This window comes from Sphingobium sp. 22B (assembly GCF_001580035.1).
Taxonomy (GTDB): domain Bacteria; phylum Pseudomonadota; class Alphaproteobacteria; order Sphingomonadales; family Sphingomonadaceae; genus Sphingobium; species Sphingobium fuliginis.
Map to the genome: position 1 here is coordinate 53,895 of NZ_LTAB01000020.1, position 21,285 is coordinate 75,179.

General features: G+C 66.8%; 16 protein-coding genes. 13 read left to right on the top strand and 3 right to left on the bottom strand.

Annotated features, from left to right (window positions below; genetic code table 11):
* Positions 1–19: 19 nt before the first annotated feature.
* Together A0J57_RS17465 and A0J57_RS17470 are read right to left on the bottom strand one after the other, a co-directional pair.
* Positions 20–2,269: an amylo-alpha-1,6-glucosidase gene (locus tag A0J57_RS17465; RefSeq protein ID WP_061936875.1), complete on the bottom strand. Its 2,250-nt coding sequence runs from the start codon at positions 2,267–2,269 to the stop codon at positions 20–22.
* 107 nt (positions 2,270–2,376) lie between these two features.
* Positions 2,377–3,471: a glycosyltransferase family 4 protein gene (locus tag A0J57_RS17470; protein WP_025550370.1), complete on the bottom strand. Its 1,095-nt coding sequence runs from the start codon at positions 3,469–3,471 to the stop codon at positions 2,377–2,379.
* Between the two features lie 288 nt (positions 3,472–3,759).
* Between A0J57_RS17470 and A0J57_RS17475 the strand changes: the two genes are divergently transcribed.
* The 9 genes from A0J57_RS17475 (at position 3,760) to epsC (ending at position 12,438) form a co-directional block, all read left to right on the top strand.
* Positions 3,760–4,284 carry a hypothetical protein gene (locus tag A0J57_RS17475; protein WP_025550372.1) on the top strand — a complete coding sequence of 175 codons (525 nt, stop codon included), beginning with the start codon at positions 3,760–3,762 and terminating at the stop codon, positions 4,282–4,284.
* Between the two features lie 155 nt (positions 4,285–4,439).
* Complete coding sequence (locus A0J57_RS17480; protein ID WP_048577381.1) at positions 4,440–4,892, top strand: hypothetical protein; 453 nt, start codon at positions 4,440–4,442, stop codon at positions 4,890–4,892.
* Positions 4,889–5,599, top strand: a complete 711-nt coding sequence (locus A0J57_RS17485) for a response regulator transcription factor (RefSeq protein WP_025550376.1) — start codon at positions 4,889–4,891, stop codon at positions 5,597–5,599. The genes A0J57_RS17480 and A0J57_RS17485 overlap by 4 nt, the downstream gene beginning before the upstream one ends.
* Before the next feature lie 206 nt (positions 5,600–5,805).
* On the top strand, positions 5,806–6,504 hold the full coding sequence (locus A0J57_RS17490; RefSeq protein ID WP_025550378.1) for a carbonic anhydrase: 699 nt from the start codon (positions 5,806–5,808) through the stop codon (positions 6,502–6,504).
* Between the two features lie 4 nt (positions 6,505–6,508).
* Positions 6,509–8,005: a SulP family inorganic anion transporter gene (locus tag A0J57_RS17495; RefSeq protein ID WP_061936878.1), complete on the top strand. Its 1,497-nt coding sequence runs from the start codon at positions 6,509–6,511 to the stop codon at positions 8,003–8,005.
* Between the two features lie 297 nt (positions 8,006–8,302).
* A complete protein-coding gene (locus A0J57_RS17500) occupies positions 8,303–9,148 on the top strand; it encodes a TorF family putative porin (RefSeq protein ID WP_061936881.1) in 846 nt (281 codons plus the stop codon).
* A gap of 166 nt (positions 9,149–9,314) precedes the next feature.
* Positions 9,315–10,025: a response regulator gene (locus tag A0J57_RS17505; protein WP_025549717.1), complete on the top strand. Its 711-nt coding sequence runs from the start codon at positions 9,315–9,317 to the stop codon at positions 10,023–10,025.
* Positions 10,022–11,341, top strand: coding sequence for an ATP-binding protein (locus A0J57_RS17510; RefSeq protein ID WP_062017288.1), 1,320 nt, complete (start codon positions 10,022–10,024; stop codon positions 11,339–11,341). The genes A0J57_RS17505 and A0J57_RS17510 overlap by 4 nt, the downstream gene beginning before the upstream one ends.
* 92 nt (positions 11,342–11,433) lie before the next feature.
* Entirely contained in the window at positions 11,434–12,438 is a 1,005-nt protein-coding gene (gene epsC, locus A0J57_RS17515; protein WP_025549715.1) for a serine O-acetyltransferase EpsC, read from the top strand.
* A gap of 64 nt (positions 12,439–12,502) precedes the next feature.
* On the opposite strand, the gene A0J57_RS17520 is transcribed toward epsC, so the two are convergent.
* Positions 12,503–14,155 (bottom strand): alkaline phosphatase family protein, encoded by a 1,653-nt coding sequence (locus A0J57_RS17520; RefSeq protein WP_061936884.1) that lies wholly within the window; start codon positions 14,153–14,155, stop codon positions 12,503–12,505.
* Between the two features lie 79 nt (positions 14,156–14,234).
* Between A0J57_RS17520 and A0J57_RS17525 the strand changes: the two genes are divergently transcribed.
* From A0J57_RS17525 to A0J57_RS17540, 4 genes are all read left to right on the top strand, one after another.
* A complete protein-coding gene (locus A0J57_RS17525) occupies positions 14,235–16,268 on the top strand; it encodes a protein-disulfide reductase DsbD (protein ID WP_061936887.1) in 2,034 nt (677 codons plus the stop codon).
* On the top strand, positions 16,268–17,005 hold the full coding sequence (locus A0J57_RS17530; RefSeq protein ID WP_025549713.1) for a TlyA family RNA methyltransferase: 738 nt from the start codon (positions 16,268–16,270) through the stop codon (positions 17,003–17,005). The genes A0J57_RS17525 and A0J57_RS17530 overlap by 1 nt, the downstream gene beginning before the upstream one ends.
* A gap of 87 nt (positions 17,006–17,092) precedes the next feature.
* Positions 17,093–18,151: an efflux RND transporter periplasmic adaptor subunit gene (locus A0J57_RS17535; RefSeq protein ID WP_061936890.1), complete on the top strand. Its 1,059-nt coding sequence runs from the start codon at positions 17,093–17,095 to the stop codon at positions 18,149–18,151.
* A gap of 12 nt (positions 18,152–18,163) precedes the next feature.
* Positions 18,164–21,268, top strand: a complete 3,105-nt coding sequence (locus A0J57_RS17540; RefSeq protein WP_061936893.1) for an efflux RND transporter permease subunit — start codon at positions 18,164–18,166, stop codon at positions 21,266–21,268.
* Positions 21,269–21,285: the final 17 nt, after the last annotated feature.

Here is a 21,285-nt window from a genome sequence, read left to right on the forward strand (position 1 = left end):
CAATGCCAAGCGCCATTTGTCAGGCAATGGTCACGACGCGCGCATGCCCCTTCCGGTCGAGCGGCTTCACCACCACCTTGTCGCCCATCCGGTCGAAGGCGATGTCCACCGCCGCGTCCCCGAGGCGCAGGCCGTAGAGCGTCAGCTCGTCGATGAAGCGGGGCAGGGTGGGATCGCGCAGGGCAATCTCCGCCCCCGCGACATCGAAGGTCAGGCCCAGGCTCGACTGGATCAGCGACAGGGGCGCCGCCGCGGACCAGGCCTGCGGGCTGCACGCCACGGGATAGAATGTCGGCCCCTGCGCCCGCCGCCGGGGAAAGCCGCAGAACAGTTCGGGCAGCCGCATCAGGTCGACATAGGTCGCGGCCGCGAACAGCCCCTCGAAGATCTGGGCCGCCTGCGTCCGGTAGCCATAGCGGGAAAAGCCCGCCGCGATCAGCGCATTGTCATGCGGCCAGATCGATCCGTTATGATAGCTCATCGGATTGTAGCGCGCCTCCGTCGAGGCGATGGTCCGCACGCCCCAGCCGGAAAAGGAGGCCGGCGCCATCAGCGTGTGCACCACCATGTCGGCGCGCGCCTCCTTCGCGAGGCCGGTGAACAGCACGTGCCCGGCATTGGAGGAGCGGACGCGGCACGGCCTCTTATCCCCATCCAGCGCCAGCACATAGGTGCCGATCCCGGCGTCGAAGAAGGCGGCGTCGAAACGATCGCGCAGATCGTCCGCCCGCGCGCGGTGGTTCACCGCCCTGTCCGGATCGCCCAGGGCGGTGAAGATCGCCTCCGCCGCCCGCCAGGCGCCATAGACATAGGCCTGCACCTCCGCCAGCGCGATCGGGCCGCGCGCAATGCTGCCATCGGCATGGAAGACCGAATCATGGCTGTCCTTCCATCCCTGATTGACAAGCCCCTGGTCGGTCAGCCGCCCATATTCGACGAACCCGTCGCCGTCGCGGTCGCCATGCTCGTCTATCCACCTCAGCGCAGCCTCGACATGGGGCAGGATGGAGGCGATGAAGCCGCTGTCGCCCGTTCTTTCCAGATAGGCCCCGGCCAGCATCACGAACAGAGGCGTCGAATCGATACTGCCATAATAATGGCGGAAGGGGACTTCGCCCAGTTCCGCCATTTCGCCATGGCGCACTTCATGCAGGATCTTGCCCGGTTCGGCATCGGCGGCGGCGTCATATTCGGTTGCCTGATGCGCGGCCAGATAGCCGAGCACGCCGCGGCTGATCGCCGGGTCCAGCCACAGCGTCTCCAGCGCGGTGATGATCGCGTCGCGACCGAAGACGGTGCTGAACCAGGGAATGCCGGCATAGGGATAGGGCCCATATTCGGTGTCGGTCGACAACATCGTGATGTCGGCCACGGACCGTCGGGCCACCTCGTTGAAAAGCTGGTTGGAGGAGCGCACGGTCGCCCCGCGCGTGCGCGCCTGCTTCAGCGCCTGCATGGATTCGCGCAGCGTCTTCAGGAAATGCTTGGACAGGTCGCCCACCGGCTCATCATCCTGCGGCTGGCAGCAGATTTGCAGATATAGCGTGCGCCGCTCGCCAGGCGGCACGGCCACCTCGAAGCGTGCGCGGCTTTCCGTCAGGATCTGGGGAGCGGGATCGAAGCGCAGCAGCGTTTCGCGCCGCTTGTCGTCGCGCCCGTCATAGCCCAGCAGCACGGACTTTGGGCCGATCAAAGGTTCCCGCACGGCGCCGCGCCGCAGACGGGTCATGCCGCGTATCTCGAACAGGTCCGCGAAATCGGCGGCGAAACCGATATTCACCGCCACGGTGCGGACCTCCGTGTCGAAATTGCGGATCGTGATCCGTTCATGCACCGCGCCTTCCCACAGGAAACGGGTGCGGCGCAGGTGGATGAGATCGTGTTCGACCGCCACCCGGCCGTCCCCGCCCGGAAAATCGGGATTGGTGAGGTCGCAGGTCAGCATCGCATTGTCGTCGCGAAGGCCAGAACTCAGCAGGATCGGCCGGGTGTCGTTGATGGTGAGGTAGAGGTGCGACAGATGCCGGGTGTCGCGATGATAGAGTCCTTCCGGACTGCCCGGACCGGCAATCGCATCGCCGCTATGGTCGAAGACGGCGAAGCTGTCCCCATGTTTCAGCGTTCGCGGCCGCCGCTCATGCAGCGACGCCGTCGCCGGGATGAAGAATTGCGTCTGCGCCTGCGACAGCGCCTGTCCCGGATCGACGCCGTGACCGGCGTTCGGGACCGAAGGGCTGGGGTTTTCCGGCTGCAACTGGCTTGCCGTCATGCCTCTCTCCTGATGCCGGAGCGTTTTCACGACAGGTGAAAACGCTCTTGTCCTTTGATGCCGCATTTTCCGGGCTGTCGACCGTAAACGGTCCAGTTGAAAATGCCCTATCCCACGACCTGAAGTTCCGAACCTTCTCCGCGTAGCCGGCGCAGCATCGCGGCCTGCGTCCGCGCGCCGGGAAGATCATGATAAAGCTGAACATAATCGGCCGCCATCCGCTCTGCCGTGAAGCGTGCGTCAAAGGCGGCGCGCACCTGCGCGCGGTCGAGTTCGTGGAGTCGGCGGACCGCCGCGACCGCTTCATCCTCGCTCTCGACGATATAGCCCGACTGGCCATGGTCGATCACCTCGGGGACGGAGCCGCAGCGGAAGGCGACGACCGGCGTGGCGCAGGCCATGGCCTCTATCATCACCAGGCCGAAGGGTTCGGGCCAGTCGATGGGGAACAGCAGGGCGCTTGCCCGGCCCAGGAATTCGGCCTTCTGCGCCTCGTTGATCTCCCCGATATAGTGGATATTGGGATAGCGTTCGACCAGCGGCGCGATCTCCTCCTCCCAATAGGCGCGGTCCACCGCATCGATCTTCGCCGCGATCCGCAGCGGCAGTCCGGCGCGGGCGGCAATGCGGATCGCCCGGTCGGGGCGTTTTTCGGGCGAAATCCGTCCCAGAAAGGCAAGGTAGCCGTCGCTGGGGCCGGTGCGGGGCGGCAGCAGGTCGGCGGGCAGCCCGTGGTGGATCGTCCTTGCCCAGTTCACCGGCGGCATCGGCAGCCGCTGATGGTCGGAAATCGACACCAGGCTGTGATCGGGAAAGGCGCGGTAGAAGGCGGGAAGATCGGGCAGGTCCAGCCGGCCGTGCAGCGTCGTCACCGTGCGGCCGATGAAATCCTGGACCAGCGGCATGTGCAGCAGGTCGATATGGAAATGCAGCGCGTCGAATTCGTCGGCCCGGCGGCGCACGGCGTCCAGCAGGATCATGTGATAGGGAATGGGGTCGCGCACGTCGGGATTGAGCCGCAGCGCCATGTCTGTCACCGGCACCAGTTCCGCCGCGGTCACGGAGTCGCCGCTGGCGAACAGCGTCACCTCATGACCCTGACGCACCAGTTCCTCCGTCAGGTAGGACACGATGCGTTCGGTACCGCCATAGAGGCGCGGCGGCACGCTTTCGGCAAGCGGAGCAATCTGTGCAATTTTCATGGTCGGGCATCCCTTCGAAGATCGCGCCGCCACCGATCCCCCGACCTGCGGTGGGCGCCCCCGTTAAAAGCGTGAAAGGCCCGCAGGTTGCATGGCGATTGCGCTTCCATGTCGGGATTTTCCGGTGGGCGGGCCTTTTTCGGCCGGTCGACGGAAAGCGCCCATCCGCATCATTTTTCGCGCCGCTGACTTCGGACTGACATAGTCGCCGCTTAGGTGAGCGACAGCGAAAATCTGGCCGGCCGGTCTGAAGTGGGGCGGACATGGCCTTGAAATATGGAGAGCAATTTGACGGTCATCACGATCGATTTCGAGGCATCGTGCCTGCCCCGGCACGGCCTGTCCTATCCCATCGAAGTCGGTATCGCCCGCAAGGGCCAGGCGCGAAGCTGGCTGATCCGGCCGCATGACGATTGGGCTGGATGGCATTGGTCGGCCGAGGCGGAGGCGCTGCACGGCCTGAGCCGCGACCGGGTGGAGCGCGAAGGCCTGCCCGTCGAAACCGTGCTGGCCGAACTGGCCGACGCCTGCGCGGGGCAGCGGATGGTGGCCGACAGCATGATCGACCAATATTGGCTGGACACGCTGGCCGACGCGGCGGGGCAGGCGACGCCCTTCCTCATCGATCATGTCTCGCTGCTGCTTGACGAGCATCGCGCGGGCGAGCGGCAGATCATGGAAGCGGTCGCCCTTGCCGACTCGGTCCAGCCGCATCGCCACCGCGCGGCGAGCGATGCGCTGTGGCTGGCGTCGCTGCTGGATCATATCGCCGGCCGGACGATCCATGCCCCCGCCCTGATGCGCATGGCCTGACCCGTCCTCCCATCGGAAGACCTGGAGGATGTTCCATGCGCCTGCCGCAACCGGAAAATGCTTGAGCAACAATTTGTAACGCTCGGCAAATTTCGGAGACATTCAGTGCGCCTAAACCCTGACCGACCATGTCCGGTCGTCAGGGAGAAGGCCCCATGTTGCTCATTCTCGCATCCAGCGCGGCGGCCCTTGCCGTCGCCACGCCGATCCACAGCGCTGAAATCACCCATGCTTCGAACGCCTATCGGGCGAGTTACGAGACCGAATCGACGGTCCGCTTCCGCGAGGTCGAATCGCGCTTCGCCAACCGGCCGTCCATGCCGGTGTGCCGCTGGCAGGCCGAACTGGTCGTGAACCGGGACGTCGCGACGCAGGGCCGCACGCTGGCCGCCGTCGCCAAGCCGATCCATCGCTTCGCCCCGCTGTCGGGCAGCCATGCCGGCGGCTGCACTGCCGCGCGCGATGAGATCGAGGCGGAAGTCGCCCGCCACGCCAGCGCTCGCGCCGCCGAAGCGGTCGCCGTGGCGCAGCGGGACCGTTCGGTATTGCTGGGCGAGCTTGACGGCATTCATGCGCTGTCCGCGAAGGACGCCGTAACCGGCGGATGAGTCCACCGCTGATATTGATCGCGGAGGCCCAGCAGGATGTGCGCCATGAAGTGCGCCAGTCGCTGGAGGAAAGCGGGTTTCGGGCCCTGGCCGCCGCCTCTGCGAACGAAATCTGGAATGCCATGGACAGCATGCCCGTGGGAGCGGTCGTGCTGGACGCCGCGCTGCGTGGCCCGGACGGCATGGACCTGTGCCGCGACGTCCGGGACCGCAGCGACGTGCCGATCATCCTGGTGGGCGCCAACAGCAGCGAGGTCGACCGGGTGGTCGGGCTGGAACTGGGCGCCGACGATTATATGGCGAAGCCCTATTCGACCCGCGAACTGGCCGCCCGGCTGCGCGCGGTGCTGCGCCGTGGGCGCAACGAGCGCGCCCTTGGCGTGCGCCGCCCGGCCGAGGCGCGGTTCGAAGGATGGGTGGTGGATTCCTCCCGGCGCGAAGTTCTCGATCCCGACGGCGCGCAGGTCGATCTGACCGCCGCCGAATTTTCGTTGCTGCTCGTGTTGCTCGACCATCCGCAGGTGGTGATCGCCCGTCCGCGCCTGATGGAACTGGCCGGCGTGCGGGACGCGCCCTCGTCAGACCGCAGCGTCGACGTGCTGGTCAGCCGGCTGCGGCGCAAGCTCAGCCATGGCGGCCGGCCCGCGCCCATCGTTACGGTGCGGGGCGGCGGATATATGTTCAGCGCCGTGGTCGACCGGCGCTGAGCCGAACCGGCGCGGTCGAATGTTTCCCATCCATTACATTGATTCCGTTGGAAAATCGGACGAGCCGTCCTGTCGATCCCGCTTTCCATCGCTCAGACATATTATTTAACAAAGCCGCTGCGACGCAGCAAAAACGCTTCCCTATTGTGCATCCTCAAGGCCGGTCTGCCCCCTGACCGGCCATCAGATAAGAAGGATGCAACGACATGAACGATCTGATCGGTCGCGTCTTCAGCTTTGAAAGCCATGTCTTTCCGAACCAGAGCGCGCTTTACAACCGCCTCGCCAGCGACGGGCAGAGCCCCAAGGCGCTGATGATCTCCTGCGCGGATTCGCGCATCGTGCCGGAACATATCATGCAGGCCGATCCGGGCGACCTGTTCGTCTGCCGCAATGCCGGCAACATCGTGCCGCCCCATGCGACGCAGAATGGCGGCGTGACCTCTACGGTCGAATATGCCGTCATGGTGCTGGGCGTGCGCGACATCATCGTATGCGGCCACAGCGATTGCGGCGCGATGAAGGCGCTGTCCACCAATGCCGACCTGAGCGCCATGCCCAATGTCGCCGCCTGGCTGCGCCACAGCCATGCCGCGCAGAAGGTGTGTCGCGAAAGCTACCCCGCCGACCTCAGCGATGCGGAGAAGCTGCGCAACATGGCGCTGGAGAATGTGGTGGCGCAGCTCGCCCATCTGCGCACCCATCCCTCGGTGGCGTCGGGCATCGCCCGTGGCGAGATCGCGCTGCACGGCTGGTATGTCGACATCCATGCCGGCCAGGTTCTGGGTCTTGACGGCGAGACCGGCCGTTTCCTGCCGCTGCGCGAAGGCCAGCCGCTGCCCGTGGCGCTGCCCCATGCCAGGCGTCTGGCGGTCGACATCGCCTATGCCGAGGCCGCGGAGTAAGCTCATGCTCAAGGCATTTTCCGGCGGCACCTTCAGCCGCGACTTCACGGCGTCGATCGTCGTCTTCCTGGTGGCGATGCCGCTCTGCATGGGTATTGCCATTGCTTCCGGGGTGCCGCCGGAAAAGGGCCTGATCACCGGCATGATCGGCGGCCTGATCGTCGGCCTGCTGGCGGGTTCGCCCCTTCAGGTCAGCGGCCCGGCGGCGGGTCTTGCGGTCATCGTCTTCGAAATCGTGCAGAAACAGGGGCTGTCCGCCCTTGGGCCGATCCTGATCCTGGCCGGCGCCATTCAGGTGATCGCCGGGCTGCTGCGGGTCGGGGGCTGGTTCCGCGCGATCTCGCCCGCGGTGGTGCACGGCATGCTGGCGGGCATCGGCGTGCTGATCGTCGTCGGTCAGTTCCACGTGCTGTTCGACGACAAGCCGCTTTCCAGCGGCCTTGCCAATCTGATCGCCATGCCGGGGCAGATTTTCGGCCTCAGCAACCAGGACGCGGCCACCGCCTTCGCGGTCGGCCTTGTCACCATCGGCGGCATGCTGGGGTGGGAAAAGCTGCGTCCGGCCTCCATGAAGCTGCTTCCCGGCGCTCTGGTGGGCGTGGTGCTGGCAACGCTGGTCGCCTTCTTCCTCGGCCTTCCCGTCGCGCGCGTCGTGGTGCCGGAATCGATCGTCTCGGCCATTTCGCTGCCGGGCGACAATCTGGTCCAGCAGCTCCTGAACCCGACGATCATCACCACGGCCATCGCCATCGCCTTCATCGCCAGCGCGGAAACGCTGCTGTCGGCGGCGGCGGTCGACCGCATGCATGACGGCGTGCGCACCAATTACAACCGCGAACTCAGCGCTCAGGGCGTGGGCAACCTGCTTTGCGGCGTGGCCGGCGCGCTGCCGATGACGGGCGTCATCGTCCGCAGTTCGGCCAACGTCCAGGCCGGCGCCAGGACGCGGCTGTCGACGATCCTGCACGGCATCTGGATTCTGGGTTTCGTCGCCCTGCTGCCGTGGCTGCTGCGGGAAATCCCGATGGCGGCGCTGGCGGGCATCCTGGTGGTGACCGGCGTGCGTCTGGTCAGCGTGGACCATGTGAAGCATCTCCTCCACCGCTATGGCCCGCTGCCGGCCGTGGTCTGGGCAGCGACGCTGATCTGCGTCGTGGCGACCGACCTGCTGACCGGCGTACTGGTCGGCATCGGCCTTTCGCTGATCGAGCTTCTGCCGCATGCCCGGCGTCTCCGTCTGGGCGTGGACGAGGAAGCACGCGACGACGCGCATGAAGTCGCGCTGCATGGCACCGCCACCTTCCTCAACCTGCCGAAGCTGTCGGCCAGGCTGGAGGCGCTTCCCGCCGGGCGGCTCGTCATCCTGAATGTCGAGCGGCTCAGCCATATCGACCATACTTGCGCGGAAATGGTCCGCGAATGGGTCGACCGCCGCCGCGGGACCGGGGCGCAGGTCGAACTGTTCGGCGCCACCGGCCGCATGCGTCACCTCGCCGCCTGATCCTTCACCCCCTCGTCAGGCGTTGAACGAACCGCCGCATCACCCTTGGGCGATGCGGCGGTTTTTCGTTAAGATGCAAACTAGAAACACAATAGAAATATTCAGAAGACTGTAAGACAATAATCGTGTTGCGGACATCACAGTGCCTTCATGTCCTTTCGCATTTGCGAAAAAGCCATTTCCCCAATTCGCCTTATCCCCATAACCTGCTCTCGATCCGCCGGTATCGAAGACGATAAGACAAGAGATCTTCGGACGGAGCGGACGCAGGACGGAACATTCTTACGTAAAAGGGGAATGTTCATGAAGTATCAGATTGCCTGTGCCGCGCTTGCGCTGCTTTCCAGCGCTCCGGCTTTCGCTCAGGAAGAGCCGGCAGGCCCCGTCACCGTCACTGGCAGCGTCGGCCTGGTTTCCGACTATCGTTTCCGCGGCGTGTCGCAGAGCGACCGTGGCATGGCCATTCAGGGCGGCATCACTGCCACGCATGAAAGCGGCTTCTATGTCGGCACCTGGGGTTCGAGCCTTGGCGGCTGGGGCCGTTTCGGCGGGGCGAACATGGAACTCGACCTGGTCGCCGGCTATTCCGCCGCGCTGGGCGAGGGCACCACGGTCGACGTCGGCCTGACCTGGTACATGTATCCGTCGGGCGCCGACAAGACGGACTTCGCCGAACCCTATGTGAAGCTGTCCCACCAGTTCGGCCCGGTCAAGGGCCTGGTCGGCGTCGCCTATGCTCCCAAGCAGGAAGCGCTCGGCAAGTGGCAGAGCAGCGCCACCAGCGGCATCGACGATCCGGGCGACAAGGAAGACAATTTCTACGTCTGGGGGGATCTGAACGCCGCGGTTCCCAACACCCCCGTCACGCTGAAGGCCCATATGGGCTGGTCGAACGGCAATTCGGGCCTGGGGCCCAACGGCACCTCGATCGCGCCCACCGGCAAATATCTCGACTGGCTGGTCGGCGCCGACCTGGCCATTCCCGGCACGCCGCTGACCGTGGGCGTCGCCTATGTCGACACCGACATCGCCAGGGTCGAGGAAGAATATCTGCGCCCGAACTTCATGGTCAATGACAGCAAGGACTTCGGCAAGTCGATCGCGCGCAGCACGATCCTCTTCTCGCTGAGCGCCGCTTTCTGATCTCATGCGCCGGGCCCGGTTCGCCGGGCCCGGCGCATGCTTCTTTCCCGGTCGTGACAAATTGTTTCTGCTGTCGCATCCGGGCGCTTCCCGCCGGCCCTGCGGTTGACCCGGGGTCCGGCCGTCCTTATCCCGCTGTCATGCCCATAGCCGTGCCGACATTTTCATGACCGCGCCGACCATCATCCTTGTCGAAGACGACCCGCCGCTGCGCACCCTGACGGCGCGGGCGTTGCAGGAGCATGGCTATCAGGTCCGCCCGGCGTCCTCCGGGCCGGAGATGTGGGTGGCGTTCGACGCCGGGCCGGTCGACCTTGTCGTGCTGGACGTCATGCTGCCGGGCACCAACGGCATCGATCTCTGCCGCCAGATCCGCCGCAAGAGCGACGTTCCCATCATCTTCATCAGCGCCAAGGGCAGCGAGACCGACCGCATCGTCGGGCTGGAGCTGGGCGCGGACGACTATCTGCCCAAGCCCTTCGGCACGCGCGAGCTGATCGCCCGCATCCGCGCCATATTGCGCCGCGTCGGCGTGGAGCGCGGGCCGGACGAGCATCGCGAGAATGAGGCGCGCTTCGACGGCTGGATCGTCAACTTCCCCCGGCGGGAACTGCGTTCGCCGACCGGCGCCATCGTCGACCTGACCGGCGCGGAGTTCGACCTGCTGGGCAGCTTCCTCAGCCATCCGCAGCGCGTCATCGCCCGCGAGCGGCTGATCGAGCTTTCGCGCACCCGCATGGGCGACAGCAGCGACCGCAGCATCGACGTGCTGGTCAGCCGCCTGCGCCGCAAGCTGTCGACGCAGGATCGCACGGCGCCGATCACCACCGTTCGCGGAGTCGGCTATATGTTCAACGCGGAGGTCAGCCGCGCTTGAGACGGCATGTCAGCCTGGTCGGCCAGATTTTCGCGATCCTGCTGCTGACCCTGACGCTGGAATTCGCCGTCGGCATCTTCCTGAACGAACGGTCCAACCACCTCTCGCTACAGGATGACGAGGCCCGGCGCCTGGCCGAACATCTGGTCATCGCGCGCAAGCTGCTGACCGAACATCCGCCGGACGAGCGGCATGCGCTGTCGCTGCAACTCACCACCGATCGCTACGACGTGCACTGGACCCCGTCCTCGCCGCCGCCGCCGGCCCTGGCGCCGGGGCTGGAGCGGATGCGCCGGCAGATCGTAAACTGGGAACCGACGCTGGAACAGTCGGGCCTGTGGCTGCGCCTCGCTTCGCCCGGCCGGGTTTCGGAGATCAATGGCGGCCTGCGCCTGGCAGACGGAAGCTGGCTTTATTTCGGCATGCGCCATAGCGGCGGCAAATGGACCTTCGCCATCGGCCGCATGGGGCTGGCGCTGATCCCGGTGCTGGCGCTGCTGATCGTCGGCGGCATCATGATCCGGCGGACGCTGGCGCTGCTGCGCGACCTGACCCGCGCGACCGAGCGCATTGGCCTGAGCGACGAAGTGATCGTGGAGGAGGGCGGGTCCAATGACGTCCGCAACCTCATCCGCGCCTTCAACGCCATGCAGAAGCGCATCCATCGCCTCATCACCGAACGGACGGAGACTCTGGCGGCGGTCGGCCACGACATGCGGACCCCGCTCGCCCGGTTGCGGCTGCGGCTGGAGAACCTGCCCGACAATGAAGCGCGGGAGGCGATCGAGGGCGACCTCGCTGAAATGGGCGAGATGATCGATTCGCTGCTTGCCTTCCTGGGCGGCGAGAAGAATGGCGAACCGCCGGTGCGCACCGACCTGGCCGTGCTGGTGGCGACGGTGGTCGACGCCTTCCAGGATCAGGGCAGGCAGGTCGATTATGCGGGGCCCGACCATCTGGAAATGGCGGTGCGGTCGCTCACCCTGCGCCGGGCGATCGTCAACCTGATCGAAAATGCGCTGCACTATGGCAGCCGCGCCCGCGTCACGCTGGAGCGCCGGGACCGGGAAGTGCTGATCCGGGTCGACGATGACGGGCCCGGCATCCCGCGCGACAAGCTGGACGAGGTGTTGAAGCCCTTTGCGCGTCTGGACGAGGCGCGGCAGCGCAACACGCGCGGGCTTGGCCTGGGTCTGGCCATCGTCGCGCGGGCCGTGGAACTGGAGGGGGGCGAACTGACCCTCGCCAACAGGCCCGAAGGGGGATTGCGGGCGGAAATCTGCCTGCATCTTCCGGCCGATGCCCAGAAGCGCTGACAAAAGAGAATCTGCCTGCCCCCAAGCAAAACTCATTTACTGGCGGGCGGGATGCCGCGCTATGCCGGGCGTCTGTATGAAAAGAGGCGCTTATGACGGCAGAAGGCGAAAAGGAAATCGCCCAGGGTTATTGGGATATAGACAGGCTGGCGACCGAGCTGGGCGCGGTGCGGCGGCGCTGGCGGCAGGGGCAGGACCACCACGCCGAATATGGCGCGGAGGGATTTCCGTCGCGCGCCACGCTGACCAAGATCATGGAGGCGCTGTGCGGTGCGCTGTTTCCGCTGCGCCTTGGCCCCAGCTTCGTGCGCCTGCATAATGAGGACGCCTATGTCGCCCAGACGCTGCAGACGGTGCTGAGCCGGCTTTACGGACAGATCAGGCTGGAACTGATCTATGCGATGAAGGACGAGCCGATCGCGCATGTGGACCGGGAAGCGTCGCGTATCATCGGCGCTTTCGCGGAAAGCCTGCCGGCCCTGCGCGAACTGCTCGACAGCGATGTGGAGGCGGCCTTTCTGGGCGATCCCGCCGCGCGCAGCGTGGATGAGGTGCTGATCTGCTATCCCTCGATGATGGCGATCACGCACCATCGTCTGGCGCATCGGCTTTATCAGCTGGGCGCGCCGCTGGTGGCGCGGATCATCTCCGAAATCGCGCATGGCAGCACCGGGATAGACATTCATCCGGGCGCGAGGATCGGGCACAGCTTCTTCATCGACCATGGCACAGGCGTGGTCATCGGGGAAACGGCGATCGTCGGGGACCGGGTGCGCGTCTATCAGGGCGTGACGCTGGGCGCGCGCAGCTTCCCGGCCGATGAGAAGGGCGCGCTGGAAAAGGCCCTGCCGCGCCATCCGATCATCGAGGACGATGTGGTGATCTATGCCGGCGCGACGATATTGGGGCGCATCATCATCGGCAGCCGGTCGGTGATCGGCGGCAATGTCTGGCTGACCGACAGCGTGCCCGCGGACAGCAACGTCCGCCAGGCCAAGGCGCATTATGAAGTCACCAGCCGCGTGGAAGTGTCCGCGCCCCATCGCGTCCACGCGCTGCTGGAGGAAGGGCGCGACGGGATAGCGGAGAATATCTGAGGCGGCAGCGAGCCTCCAAAAACTTCGTCATTCCTGCCTTCGCGGGAATGACAGGTTTATTCATTTACTCCGCCGCGCAGCTATCCCCGTCCCCGGCGATCAGGTCGAGGCAGCGCCCGTCGATCTGGTCCTTCGGCACCGGCAATTCGATCAGCGCGGCCAGCGTCGGCATGATGTCGACCGTTTCCACGCCGAGCGGCTGTTCGAAATGGGCCAGCCCCTTGCGCCAGAACAGGATCGGCACGCGGCGGTCGGTATCCCAGGGCGAGCCATGGGTCGCGACCGATCCCATCACCGCCGCTTCGGGGATCGACATGACGCGCGGCTTCAGCAGCAGCAGCAGGTCGCCCGAACGCTGCGGGTCGAAGCTGGCGCGGGCTTCCTGGATCAGCGACCAGCTTTCCGGGGGCCCGGAGGGGGAGGGGGTGGCGGCGATTTCCGCCCTGGTGAAGACGGTCTGCACCTGCGGGTGAGCGCGGAGAAGGGCGAGGGCCGCCGCTTCCACCCTGTCGCGCTGGGCGGCGGTCAGGCTGCGGTCGAAATAGAGGTCGCCCGCCGGGCCATCGCCCCAGATCAGCGTCTTGCCCATGATGCCGGTCCTTTCCGCGACCGCCGCCGACAATGCCTTGGGCGTAAGCGCCCTGTCGACGCGCTGCTCCATCGGCATGGCGTTCATCCGGTGCCGCTCGGGCAGGTCATGGCCGCCATGGTCGGCGGTCAGCACCACGGCATAGTCGATGCCATCCTTGTCCAGCCGGTCGAAGAAGGCGCCCAGTTCGCGGTCCAGCCGGTCGACCTGGATGCAGCTTTCCGTACCCTCCGTGCCGTAGGTGTGGCCGATATAGTCCGTCGCGGACAGGCCGATGGAGATGATGTCGGTCTGCGCCTGCCGGCCCAGGGCCATGTTCTCGATGGCGGCGGCGGCGAAGGCGAGGGTCATCGCATCCTGCTCCGGCGAGATGCGGAAGGCCTTGTAATCGCCCGCCTCCCGCGCGAAACGGCCGGTGCCGACGATCCGGTCGCCCGCCTTCACCGGAAAATCCTTGGCCGCGCATTGCGGCGGCAGTTCGAAGCCGGGATTGCCCTCTGCCAGACGCTGGGCCATCACCTCATTGACCCTGGCGACCAGCGGCGGCGTCGCCACGCCCTTGTAGCTGACATAGCCCTTCGGCCCGCCCAGCCACCAGACCTGATCGGCCGTCGGTCCGCCCATCATGATCGCCGCGCGGTCCTTGCCCGCGACCGATACGACGCGCGTCGCCGGATGGGCCGCCTTCATCCGCCCGCCCAGCGTCGGCACCCTGAGATGCATGGGCGAAGCCTGGTAATTTTCGCTGTCGGTGCCCGGCTGCGTCTCATCCTCCGCGCAATAGACCAGCTTGTCGGCGCGGGCGGTGCGCAGGTCGAACCAGCTATTGGCGATGATGCCGGTGCGCGACGGGCGGCTGCCGGTCAGGATGGTGCTGTGGCCGGGGCAGGTTTCGGTCGCGGCATGGCTTTGATAACCGCGCGGGAAGACGATGCCCTGTTCCGTCAGCCGCTTGAGGCCGCCGCTATAATATTGGCGATATTCGCTGAACAGATCGGCGGAAAACTGGTCGACGGCGATGGCGACGATCAGCCTGGGCGGGGCGGAAGGCGTTGGGGTGGCCGCTGGTTGGGCCAGCGCGGGCAGCGAACTGGCGATGAGCAGGGCGGCGGCGACTTTTTTGAACATGGGGGAGGAGACCTTCTGATGCCTTGACGGCGCATGCAAGCGGACCTAGCCCCCTTGCGTCCACCGGAACAGAGGCCCGATGCGGATTTTTCATGTCCTTCTGATGACAGTGCTTTTGCTGTTCGCGCCAGCCATGGCGCGGGCGCAGGGCGCGTTCGGCGGGAGCGCGCCGCATATCGCGGCGGAACTGACCGCCGAAAGCGCCGTGCCGAGGCCGGGCGAGGGGCAGGCGTCTGGCACGACGATCGCCTTTTCCATGACGCCGGAGCCGGGCTGGCACGGCTATTGGGAAAATCCCGGCGATGCGGGGTTGGGCATGACCGTGAAATGGACGCTGCCCAAGGGGGTCGCCATCGGCCCGCTGCGCTATCCGGTGCCGGAGACATTGTTGATCTCCGGCCTCATGAACCATGTCTATGAGGGCCCCTATGGCGTGCTGGCGAAGCTGACCGTCGCGCCGGACGTGCCCAAGGGCACGAAGCTGCCGATCCGCGTCCGCGCCGACTGGCTGGCCTGCACAGACAAGGTCTGCGTGCCCGAGGGGGCGGAACTGGCGCTGGACCTGATGGCGGGCGACGGCTCCGTCCTGCCGGGCAGCAGGGCGCAGTTCGACGGCTGGCGCAGCCACCTCCCGCGTCCGCTGGGCAGCGAGGCGGCCTATGCCATGGCTGACGGTCGCCTGCGCCTGTCCATTCCTTTCCCCGCGGCGGCGAGCGCCCGCGACGTCCATCTTTTCGCGCTGGCCGACGGCCTCATCCGCTATGCCGCCCCGCAAAGCGTCACGCGGCAGGGCGATCGGCTGCTGATCGAAACCGAAGCCGGACAAGGCATGAAATCCGGGCCGGTCCAGGCCGTCCTGCGCACCGGCGACCATGTCGGTTTCCTGCTGACGGCACGGCCCGGCGCGGTTGCCGCCGCGCGGCCCGCCACCTTCCAGACGGTCCTCCTCGCGCTGGGCGGCGCGCTGGTCGGCGGCCTGCTGCTCAACATCATGCCCTGCGTCTTTCCGATCCTGGGGCTGAAGGCGATGAAGCTCGCCCGCGCGGGGGGCGATGAGCATGTCGTCCGGCGGGAGGCGCTGGCCTACAGCCTTGGCATCATCCTCACCTGCCTCGCGCTGGGCGGCCTGCTGCTGGGCCTGCGCGCGGCGGGCGCGGCCGTGGGCTGGGCGTTCCAGTTGCAGGACCCGCGCATCATCCTGCTGCTGTTGCTGCTGGTGACGGCGATCACGCTCAACCTCGCCGGGCTGTTCGAACTCAGCGCCTTCGGCGGCGGCGACAGGCTGGCGGACAAGGGCGGCGCGTCCGGCGCCTTCTGGACCGGCGCGCTGGTCGCCTTCGTCGCCACGCCCTGCACCGGGCCGTTCATGGGCGCCGCCATGGGCGCGGCGCTGGTCCTGCCGCTCGGCGCGGCGCTGGCGATCTTCGCGGGGCTTGGCCTTGGCCTGGCGCTGCCCTTTCTGGCGCTGGCCTATATCCCGCCGCTCCGCACGCGGTTGCCCAGGCCCGGCGCGTGGATGGGGCGGCTTCAGAAGATCCTCGCCATCCCCATGGCGTTGACCGCGCTGGGCCTGCTGTGGCTGCTCGGCCAGCAGCGCGGCGTTACGGCCATCATGCTGGGCGTCGGCGCGGCGCTGATCCTCGGCGCCGGCCTGTGGTGGCTGGGGCGCAGGCAGCGTCACGGCCGGCGCGGCGGGCTTGCCATGATCTGCGCGGCGCTCATCCTCTTCGCAGGCGCCGCCATTTTGCTGCCGGCGCATGCGCCGGCCGCCGCGGCATCGGCCCATGGCGTCCCCTTCGACGAGGCCCGCCTCGCCAGCCTTCGCGCCGCGAAAAAGCCGGTTTTCCTTTATTTCACCGCCGATTGGTGCCTGACCTGCAAGGCCAATGAAGCCGCCGCCATCGATCGCGAAGAGACCCGCGCGGCCTTCAAAAGGGCCGGCGTCACGGTGATGGTGGGCGACTGGACCAATGCCGACCCCGCCATCACCCGCTTCCTGGAAGGGCAGGGGCGTTCCGGCGTCCCGCTCTACCTCTGGTATGCGCCCGGCCGGGAGGCGCAGACATTGCCGCAGCTTCTGACGCCCGCCACGCTGACGGCGCTGGTGCCCTGATGGCCAAGGTCCGCGCCGATCAGCTGCTCGTCGACAGCGGCCTTGCCGAAAGCCGGGCCCGCGCGCAGGCGCTGATCCTGGCCGGTCTCGTCTTCCTGGGCGACCGGAAGATCGACAAGGCCGGGCAGCAGGTCGCCGCCGACGCCGGGCTGGAGGTGAAGGGCCGCGACCATCCCTGGGTGTCGCGGGGCGGCATCAAGCTGGCCCACGCGCTGGAGCATTTCCATATCGACGTGACCGGCGCCGTCGCCATCGACGTCGGCAGTTCGACCGGAGGCTTCACCGACGTCCTGCTGACCCATGGCGCGGCGCGGGTCTATGCGGTGGACAGCGGCACCAACCAGCTTGCCTGGAAGCTGCGTTCCGACCCCCGCGTCATCGTCCATGAACAGACCAGCGCCCGCATCCTGACCGCCGATCACATCCCGGAGCCGGTGGACATCATCGTCTGCGACGCCAGCTTCATAGCGCTCGCCAAGGTATTGGACCGGCCCTTGAGCTTCGCCCGTCCCGGCGCGCGCCTGGTCGCCCTCATCAAGCCGCAGTTCGAGGCGGGGCGGGAGGAAGTCGGCAAGGGCGGTGTCGTGCGCGATCCCGCGATCCATGAACGGGTGTGCAACGACGTCCGGGAATGGGTGTTGTCACGCGGGTGGCAGGTCGAAGGCATAACCGCCAGCCCGATTACCGGCCCACAGGGCAATGTCGAATTTCTCCTCTTCGCAATATTTGGCGGATAATCCCATCCTGTTCGTTTCGCCGCTATAGTCATCATCTGCGACAAATGCCCATTTGAGTCGCTTGCAAAGGCCGATTAGCCCGATCCCATGCGCACCATCCTGCCTGTCTTCCTGATCGCGCTGACCCTTTCCGCCTGTGGCGGTCAAAAGGAAAAGAAGCCGCGTCCTTCCGCACTGGTCGAAGCCGCGCCCATATTGCGCGAAACCTTCACCGACAATCTGGACGCGGTCGGCACCGCCTTCGCCAATGAGCAGGTGGTGTTGTCCGCCCCGGTGACGGAGCGGATCGTCTCCCTCAATTTCAGCGACGGCGGCTATGTCAGCAAGGGGCAGGTGATCGCGTCCCTGGCCGTGGGTCAGGAGAAGGCGGAACTCGCCGCCGCCCAGGCGCAGGCGCTTCAGGCGCAGCAGCAACTGGAGCGCATCAAGGCGTTGAAGGAGCGGGGCTTCGCAACCGCCGCCAGCCTCGACAGCCAGGTCGCGCTGGCCAATGCCGCCCGCGCCAGCGCGCAGCAGGCCCGCGCCTCCATCGGGGACCGCGTGGTGCGCGCACCCTTTTCCGGCTGGGTCAGCCTGCGCATGGTGTCGCCCGGCGCCATCGTCACCGCCGGCACGCCGATCGCCACGGTCAGCGACATCTCGCGGATCAAGCTGGACTTCACCATCCCCGAAACCCGCCTGGCGCTGGTGCGGGAGGGGCAGCCGATCAGGGCGGTCTCCGCCGCCTGGCCCGACCGGCCCTTCACCGGCACCATCGCCACCATCGATCCGGTGATCGACCCCGCCACCCGCGCCGTCCGGATACGCGCCATCCTGCCCAATCCCGACCGCGCGCTGAAGCCCGGCATGCTGCTGACGGTGAATGTGCTTGCGAAGCAGCGCCAGTCGCTGGCCGTGCCCGAGCTGGCGGTCGTGGGCGATGGTGAGGATCGCTTCGTCTTCCTGGTGGAGGATGGCAAGGCCAGGCGGACCAGGGTCGATACCGGCATCCGCCAGAACGGGCTGGTCGAGATATTGGGCGGGGTGAAGCCGGGCCAGACGGTCGTCACCGACGGCGTCGTCAAGCTGACCGACGGCGTGCCCGTCCGCCTGCCCGGCGACAAGCCGGAAGCGAAAAGCGCCAGCGCCGGCCGGGCGGCCGGTTAGGGAGGCGCGGCCATGCAGCTTTCGGACCTGTCCGTCCGTCGCCCGGTCTTCGCGGCGGTCGTCGCGGTGCTGCTCTGCATCGTCGGGATGGTCGGCTATCTCAGCCTTTCCATTCGCGAATATCCCGATACCGATCCGCCCATCGTCTCGGTGGAGACGACCTATACCGGCGCGGCGGCTTCGGTGGTGGAAACCCGTATCACCCAGATCATCGAGGATGGCGTCGCGGGCGTACAGGGCATACAGAACATCACCTCGACCTCGCGCGACGGCGTCTCCTCGATCAGCATCGAATTCGATCCGTCGCGCGACATCGATTCCGCCGCGAACGACGTGCGCGACCGCGTGGGCGGCGTGGTGGAGGATCTGCCGGAGGATGCGCTCGCGCCCGAAATCCGGAAGGTCGATGCGGATGCGCGGTCGATATTGTTCATCGTGTTCACCAGGGACGGCTGGACCCCGACGCAGATCGCCGACTATCTCGACCGCAATGTGCTGGACCGTTTCTCGGCCATTGACGGCGTCGCCCGCGTCACCGGCGGCGGCGACGAACGGCCCTCCACCCGCATCTGGCTGAATGCGGAGAAGCTGACCGCCTTCGGCATCACGCCGGGCGACATAGAGGCCGCCCTGCGCGCGCAGAATGTCGAACTGCCCGCCGGGCGCTTCGAATCGAAGGACCAGAACCAGACGCTGCGCGTCGAGCGCGCCTTTTCCACGCCCGAACAATTCGCCCAGCTTGTCGTCGGGCGCGGTGCGGACGGTTATCAGGTGAAGCTGGGCGACGTCGCGCGGATCGAGCAGGGCGCGGAAAACCCCTATACCTCCTTCCGCTCCAACGCCGCGACAGGCGTCGGCGTGGGCATCATCCGCCAGTCGGGCGCGAACACGCTGGAGGTCGCGGAAAAGGCGAAGGCGCTGATCGCTGAACTGCGGCCCACGCTTCCCGCGGGCATGAAAGTCACCATCGGATCGGACGAATCGCTGTTCATCAGCCGCGCCATCGACAATGTCTACGACACGCTGGCCGAAGCGGCGCTGCTGGTCGTGCTGGTCATCTTCCTCTTCCTCGGCTCCCTGCGCGCGACGATCATTCCGTCGGTCACCGTGCCGATCTGCCTGCTGGCGACCTGCGCGGTCATGTGGCTGCTGGGCCTGTCGATCAATCTGCTGACGTTGCTCGCCTTCGTGCTGGCCATCGGCCTGGTGGTGGACGACGCCATCGTCGTGCTGGAGAATGTCTATCACCGCATCGAACAGGGGGAGGACCCGCTGGTCGCCTCCTATCTCGGCACGCGGCAGGTGGGCTTCGCCATTATTTCGACCACGCTGGTGGTCTGCGCGGTGTTCGTGCCGGTGATGTTCCTCGCCGGGCAGACGGGCCTGCTCTTCCGCGAACTCGCCATCGCGATGATCGCCGCCATCGCCTTTTCGGGCTTCATTTCCCTGAGCCTCGCGCCGATGCTCTGTTCGAAGCTGTTGCGTCATTCCGAACGGTCACGCCTGTCGCGCTGGGTCGACGACCGGTTCCAGCGGCTGGAGGCGGGCTATGCGCGGCTGCTGGACCGCGTGCTGAAACGGCCCGTCCTCGCTCTCGTGCCCGTGCTGCTGTTCCTGGCGGGGGCGGGCGTGCTGTTCACCACGCTGCCGACCGAACTGGCCCCGGCGGAGGATACCGGCGTCGTCGATGGGCAGGTGACAGCGCCCGAAGGCACCGGGTTCGACCGCATGAACGCCTATATGCAGAGGATCGAGACCGATCTTCAGCCGTTGCGCGATGAAGGCACGCTGCAGGTGCTGAACATCCGTGCCCCCGCCGGCTTCGGCACCAGCGACGATTTCAACGGCGGCAACATCATCGCCTTCCTGCGGCCCTGGGAGGACCGCACGATCACCACGGCGCAGGTGGCCGACACCATCAACAAGGTGATCGCCAACCAGCCGGGGGTGCGCGGCAATGTCGCGCCGCGTTCCGGGCTTGGCCGTGGCCGTGGCCTGCCGGTCAATCTGGTGCTGGCCGGTGCGACCTATGAGGGGCTGGTGGCCGCGCGCGACCGCATCATGGCCGCCGCCGCGACCAATCCGGGCCTCATCAACCTCGATTCCGACTATAAGGAGACCAAGCCGCAGATGCGGATCGAGGTGGATCAGCAGCGGGCGGGCGACCTGGGCGTGTCTGCCAACGACATCAGCCAGGCCTTGCAGACGCTGCTCGGTTCCCGCCGCGTCACCACCTATGTCGACCGGGGCGAGGAATATCGCGTGCTGGTGCAGGCAGAGCGGGAGGGGCGGCAGACCCAGGCGGACCTCGAACGCATCAATGTGCGCAGCCGCACCGGCGTCCTCGTGCCGCTGTCCGCCGTGGTCACCGTCCGCGAGGTCGCCGGTCCGCGCCAGCTCAACCGCCACAACAAGCTGCGCGCCATCACGCTGACGGCCGCGCTCGCGCCGGGCTATTCGCTGGGCGAGGCGCTGGGTTTCCTGGAGGAACAGGCGCGCCAGTCGCCTGAGGTGCTGGCGCTCGGCTATCGGGGCGAGAGCCAGTCGCTGCGCGAGACCGGCGGGTCGATCTGGCTCGTCTTCGGGCTCACCATATTGATCGTCTATCTGCTGCTTGCCGCGCAGTTCGAAAGCTTCGTCCATCCCGGCGTCATCATCGCCACCGTGCCGCTGGCGGTGGCGGGCGGCGTGCTGGGGCTGGCGCTGACGGGCGGATCGGTCAATCTCTACAGCCAGATCGGCATCGTCATGCTGGTGGGGCTGGCGGCGAAGAACGGCATATTGATCGTCGAATTCGCCAACCAGCTGCGCGACGAGGGGCTGGAGATCGGCGCGGCCATCCGTCAGGCCGCCGCCCGGCGCCTGCGCCCGATCCTGATGACCTCCATCGCGACGGTCATCGGCGCCGTGCCGCTGGTCATTCGCGGCGGTGCGGGCGCGGCGGCGCGCCATTCCATCGGCGTGGTGGTGGTTTCGGGCGTCAGCCTGGCGACGCTGATCACGCTGTTCCTGATCCCGATCCTCTATTCGCGGGTTGCAGGACGAACCGTTTCACCGCAAACCGTCAGTCGGCGGCTTGACTCGGCCTTGAAGGATTCGCCGGAAGCCGCCGAATAAAAGGTGGAGCTTCGTTG

Coding starts and splice junctions, on each gene's coding strand:
- A0J57_RS17470 (WP_025550370.1), bottom strand. CDS start 3,471: ATGAAAATTGCACAGATTGCTCCGCTTGCCGAAAGCGTGCCGCCGCGC.
- A0J57_RS17530 (WP_025549713.1), top strand. CDS start 16,268: ATGGCCAAGGTCCGCGCCGATCAGCTGCTCGTCGACAGCGGCCTTGCC.
- A0J57_RS17525 (WP_061936887.1), top strand. CDS start 14,235: ATGCGGATTTTTCATGTCCTTCTGATGACAGTGCTTTTGCTGTTCGCG.
- A0J57_RS17465 (WP_061936875.1), bottom strand. CDS start 2,269: ATGACGGCAAGCCAGTTGCAGCCGGAAAACCCCAGCCCTTCGGTCCCG.
- A0J57_RS17505 (WP_025549717.1), top strand. CDS start 9,315: ATGACCGCGCCGACCATCATCCTTGTCGAAGACGACCCGCCGCTGCGC.
- A0J57_RS17480 (WP_048577381.1), top strand. CDS start 4,440: ATGTTGCTCATTCTCGCATCCAGCGCGGCGGCCCTTGCCGTCGCCACG.
- A0J57_RS17500 (WP_061936881.1), top strand. CDS start 8,303: ATGTTCATGAAGTATCAGATTGCCTGTGCCGCGCTTGCGCTGCTTTCC.
- A0J57_RS17535 (WP_061936890.1), top strand. CDS start 17,093: ATGCGCACCATCCTGCCTGTCTTCCTGATCGCGCTGACCCTTTCCGCC.
- A0J57_RS17520 (WP_061936884.1), bottom strand. CDS start 14,155: ATGTTCAAAAAAGTCGCCGCCGCCCTGCTCATCGCCAGTTCGCTGCCC.
- A0J57_RS17485 (WP_025550376.1), top strand. CDS start 4,889: ATGAGTCCACCGCTGATATTGATCGCGGAGGCCCAGCAGGATGTGCGC.
- A0J57_RS17495 (WP_061936878.1), top strand. CDS start 6,509: ATGCTCAAGGCATTTTCCGGCGGCACCTTCAGCCGCGACTTCACGGCG.
- A0J57_RS17540 (WP_061936893.1), top strand. CDS start 18,164: ATGCAGCTTTCGGACCTGTCCGTCCGTCGCCCGGTCTTCGCGGCGGTC.
- A0J57_RS17490 (WP_025550378.1), top strand. CDS start 5,806: ATGAACGATCTGATCGGTCGCGTCTTCAGCTTTGAAAGCCATGTCTTT.
- epsC (WP_025549715.1), top strand. CDS start 11,434: ATGACGGCAGAAGGCGAAAAGGAAATCGCCCAGGGTTATTGGGATATA.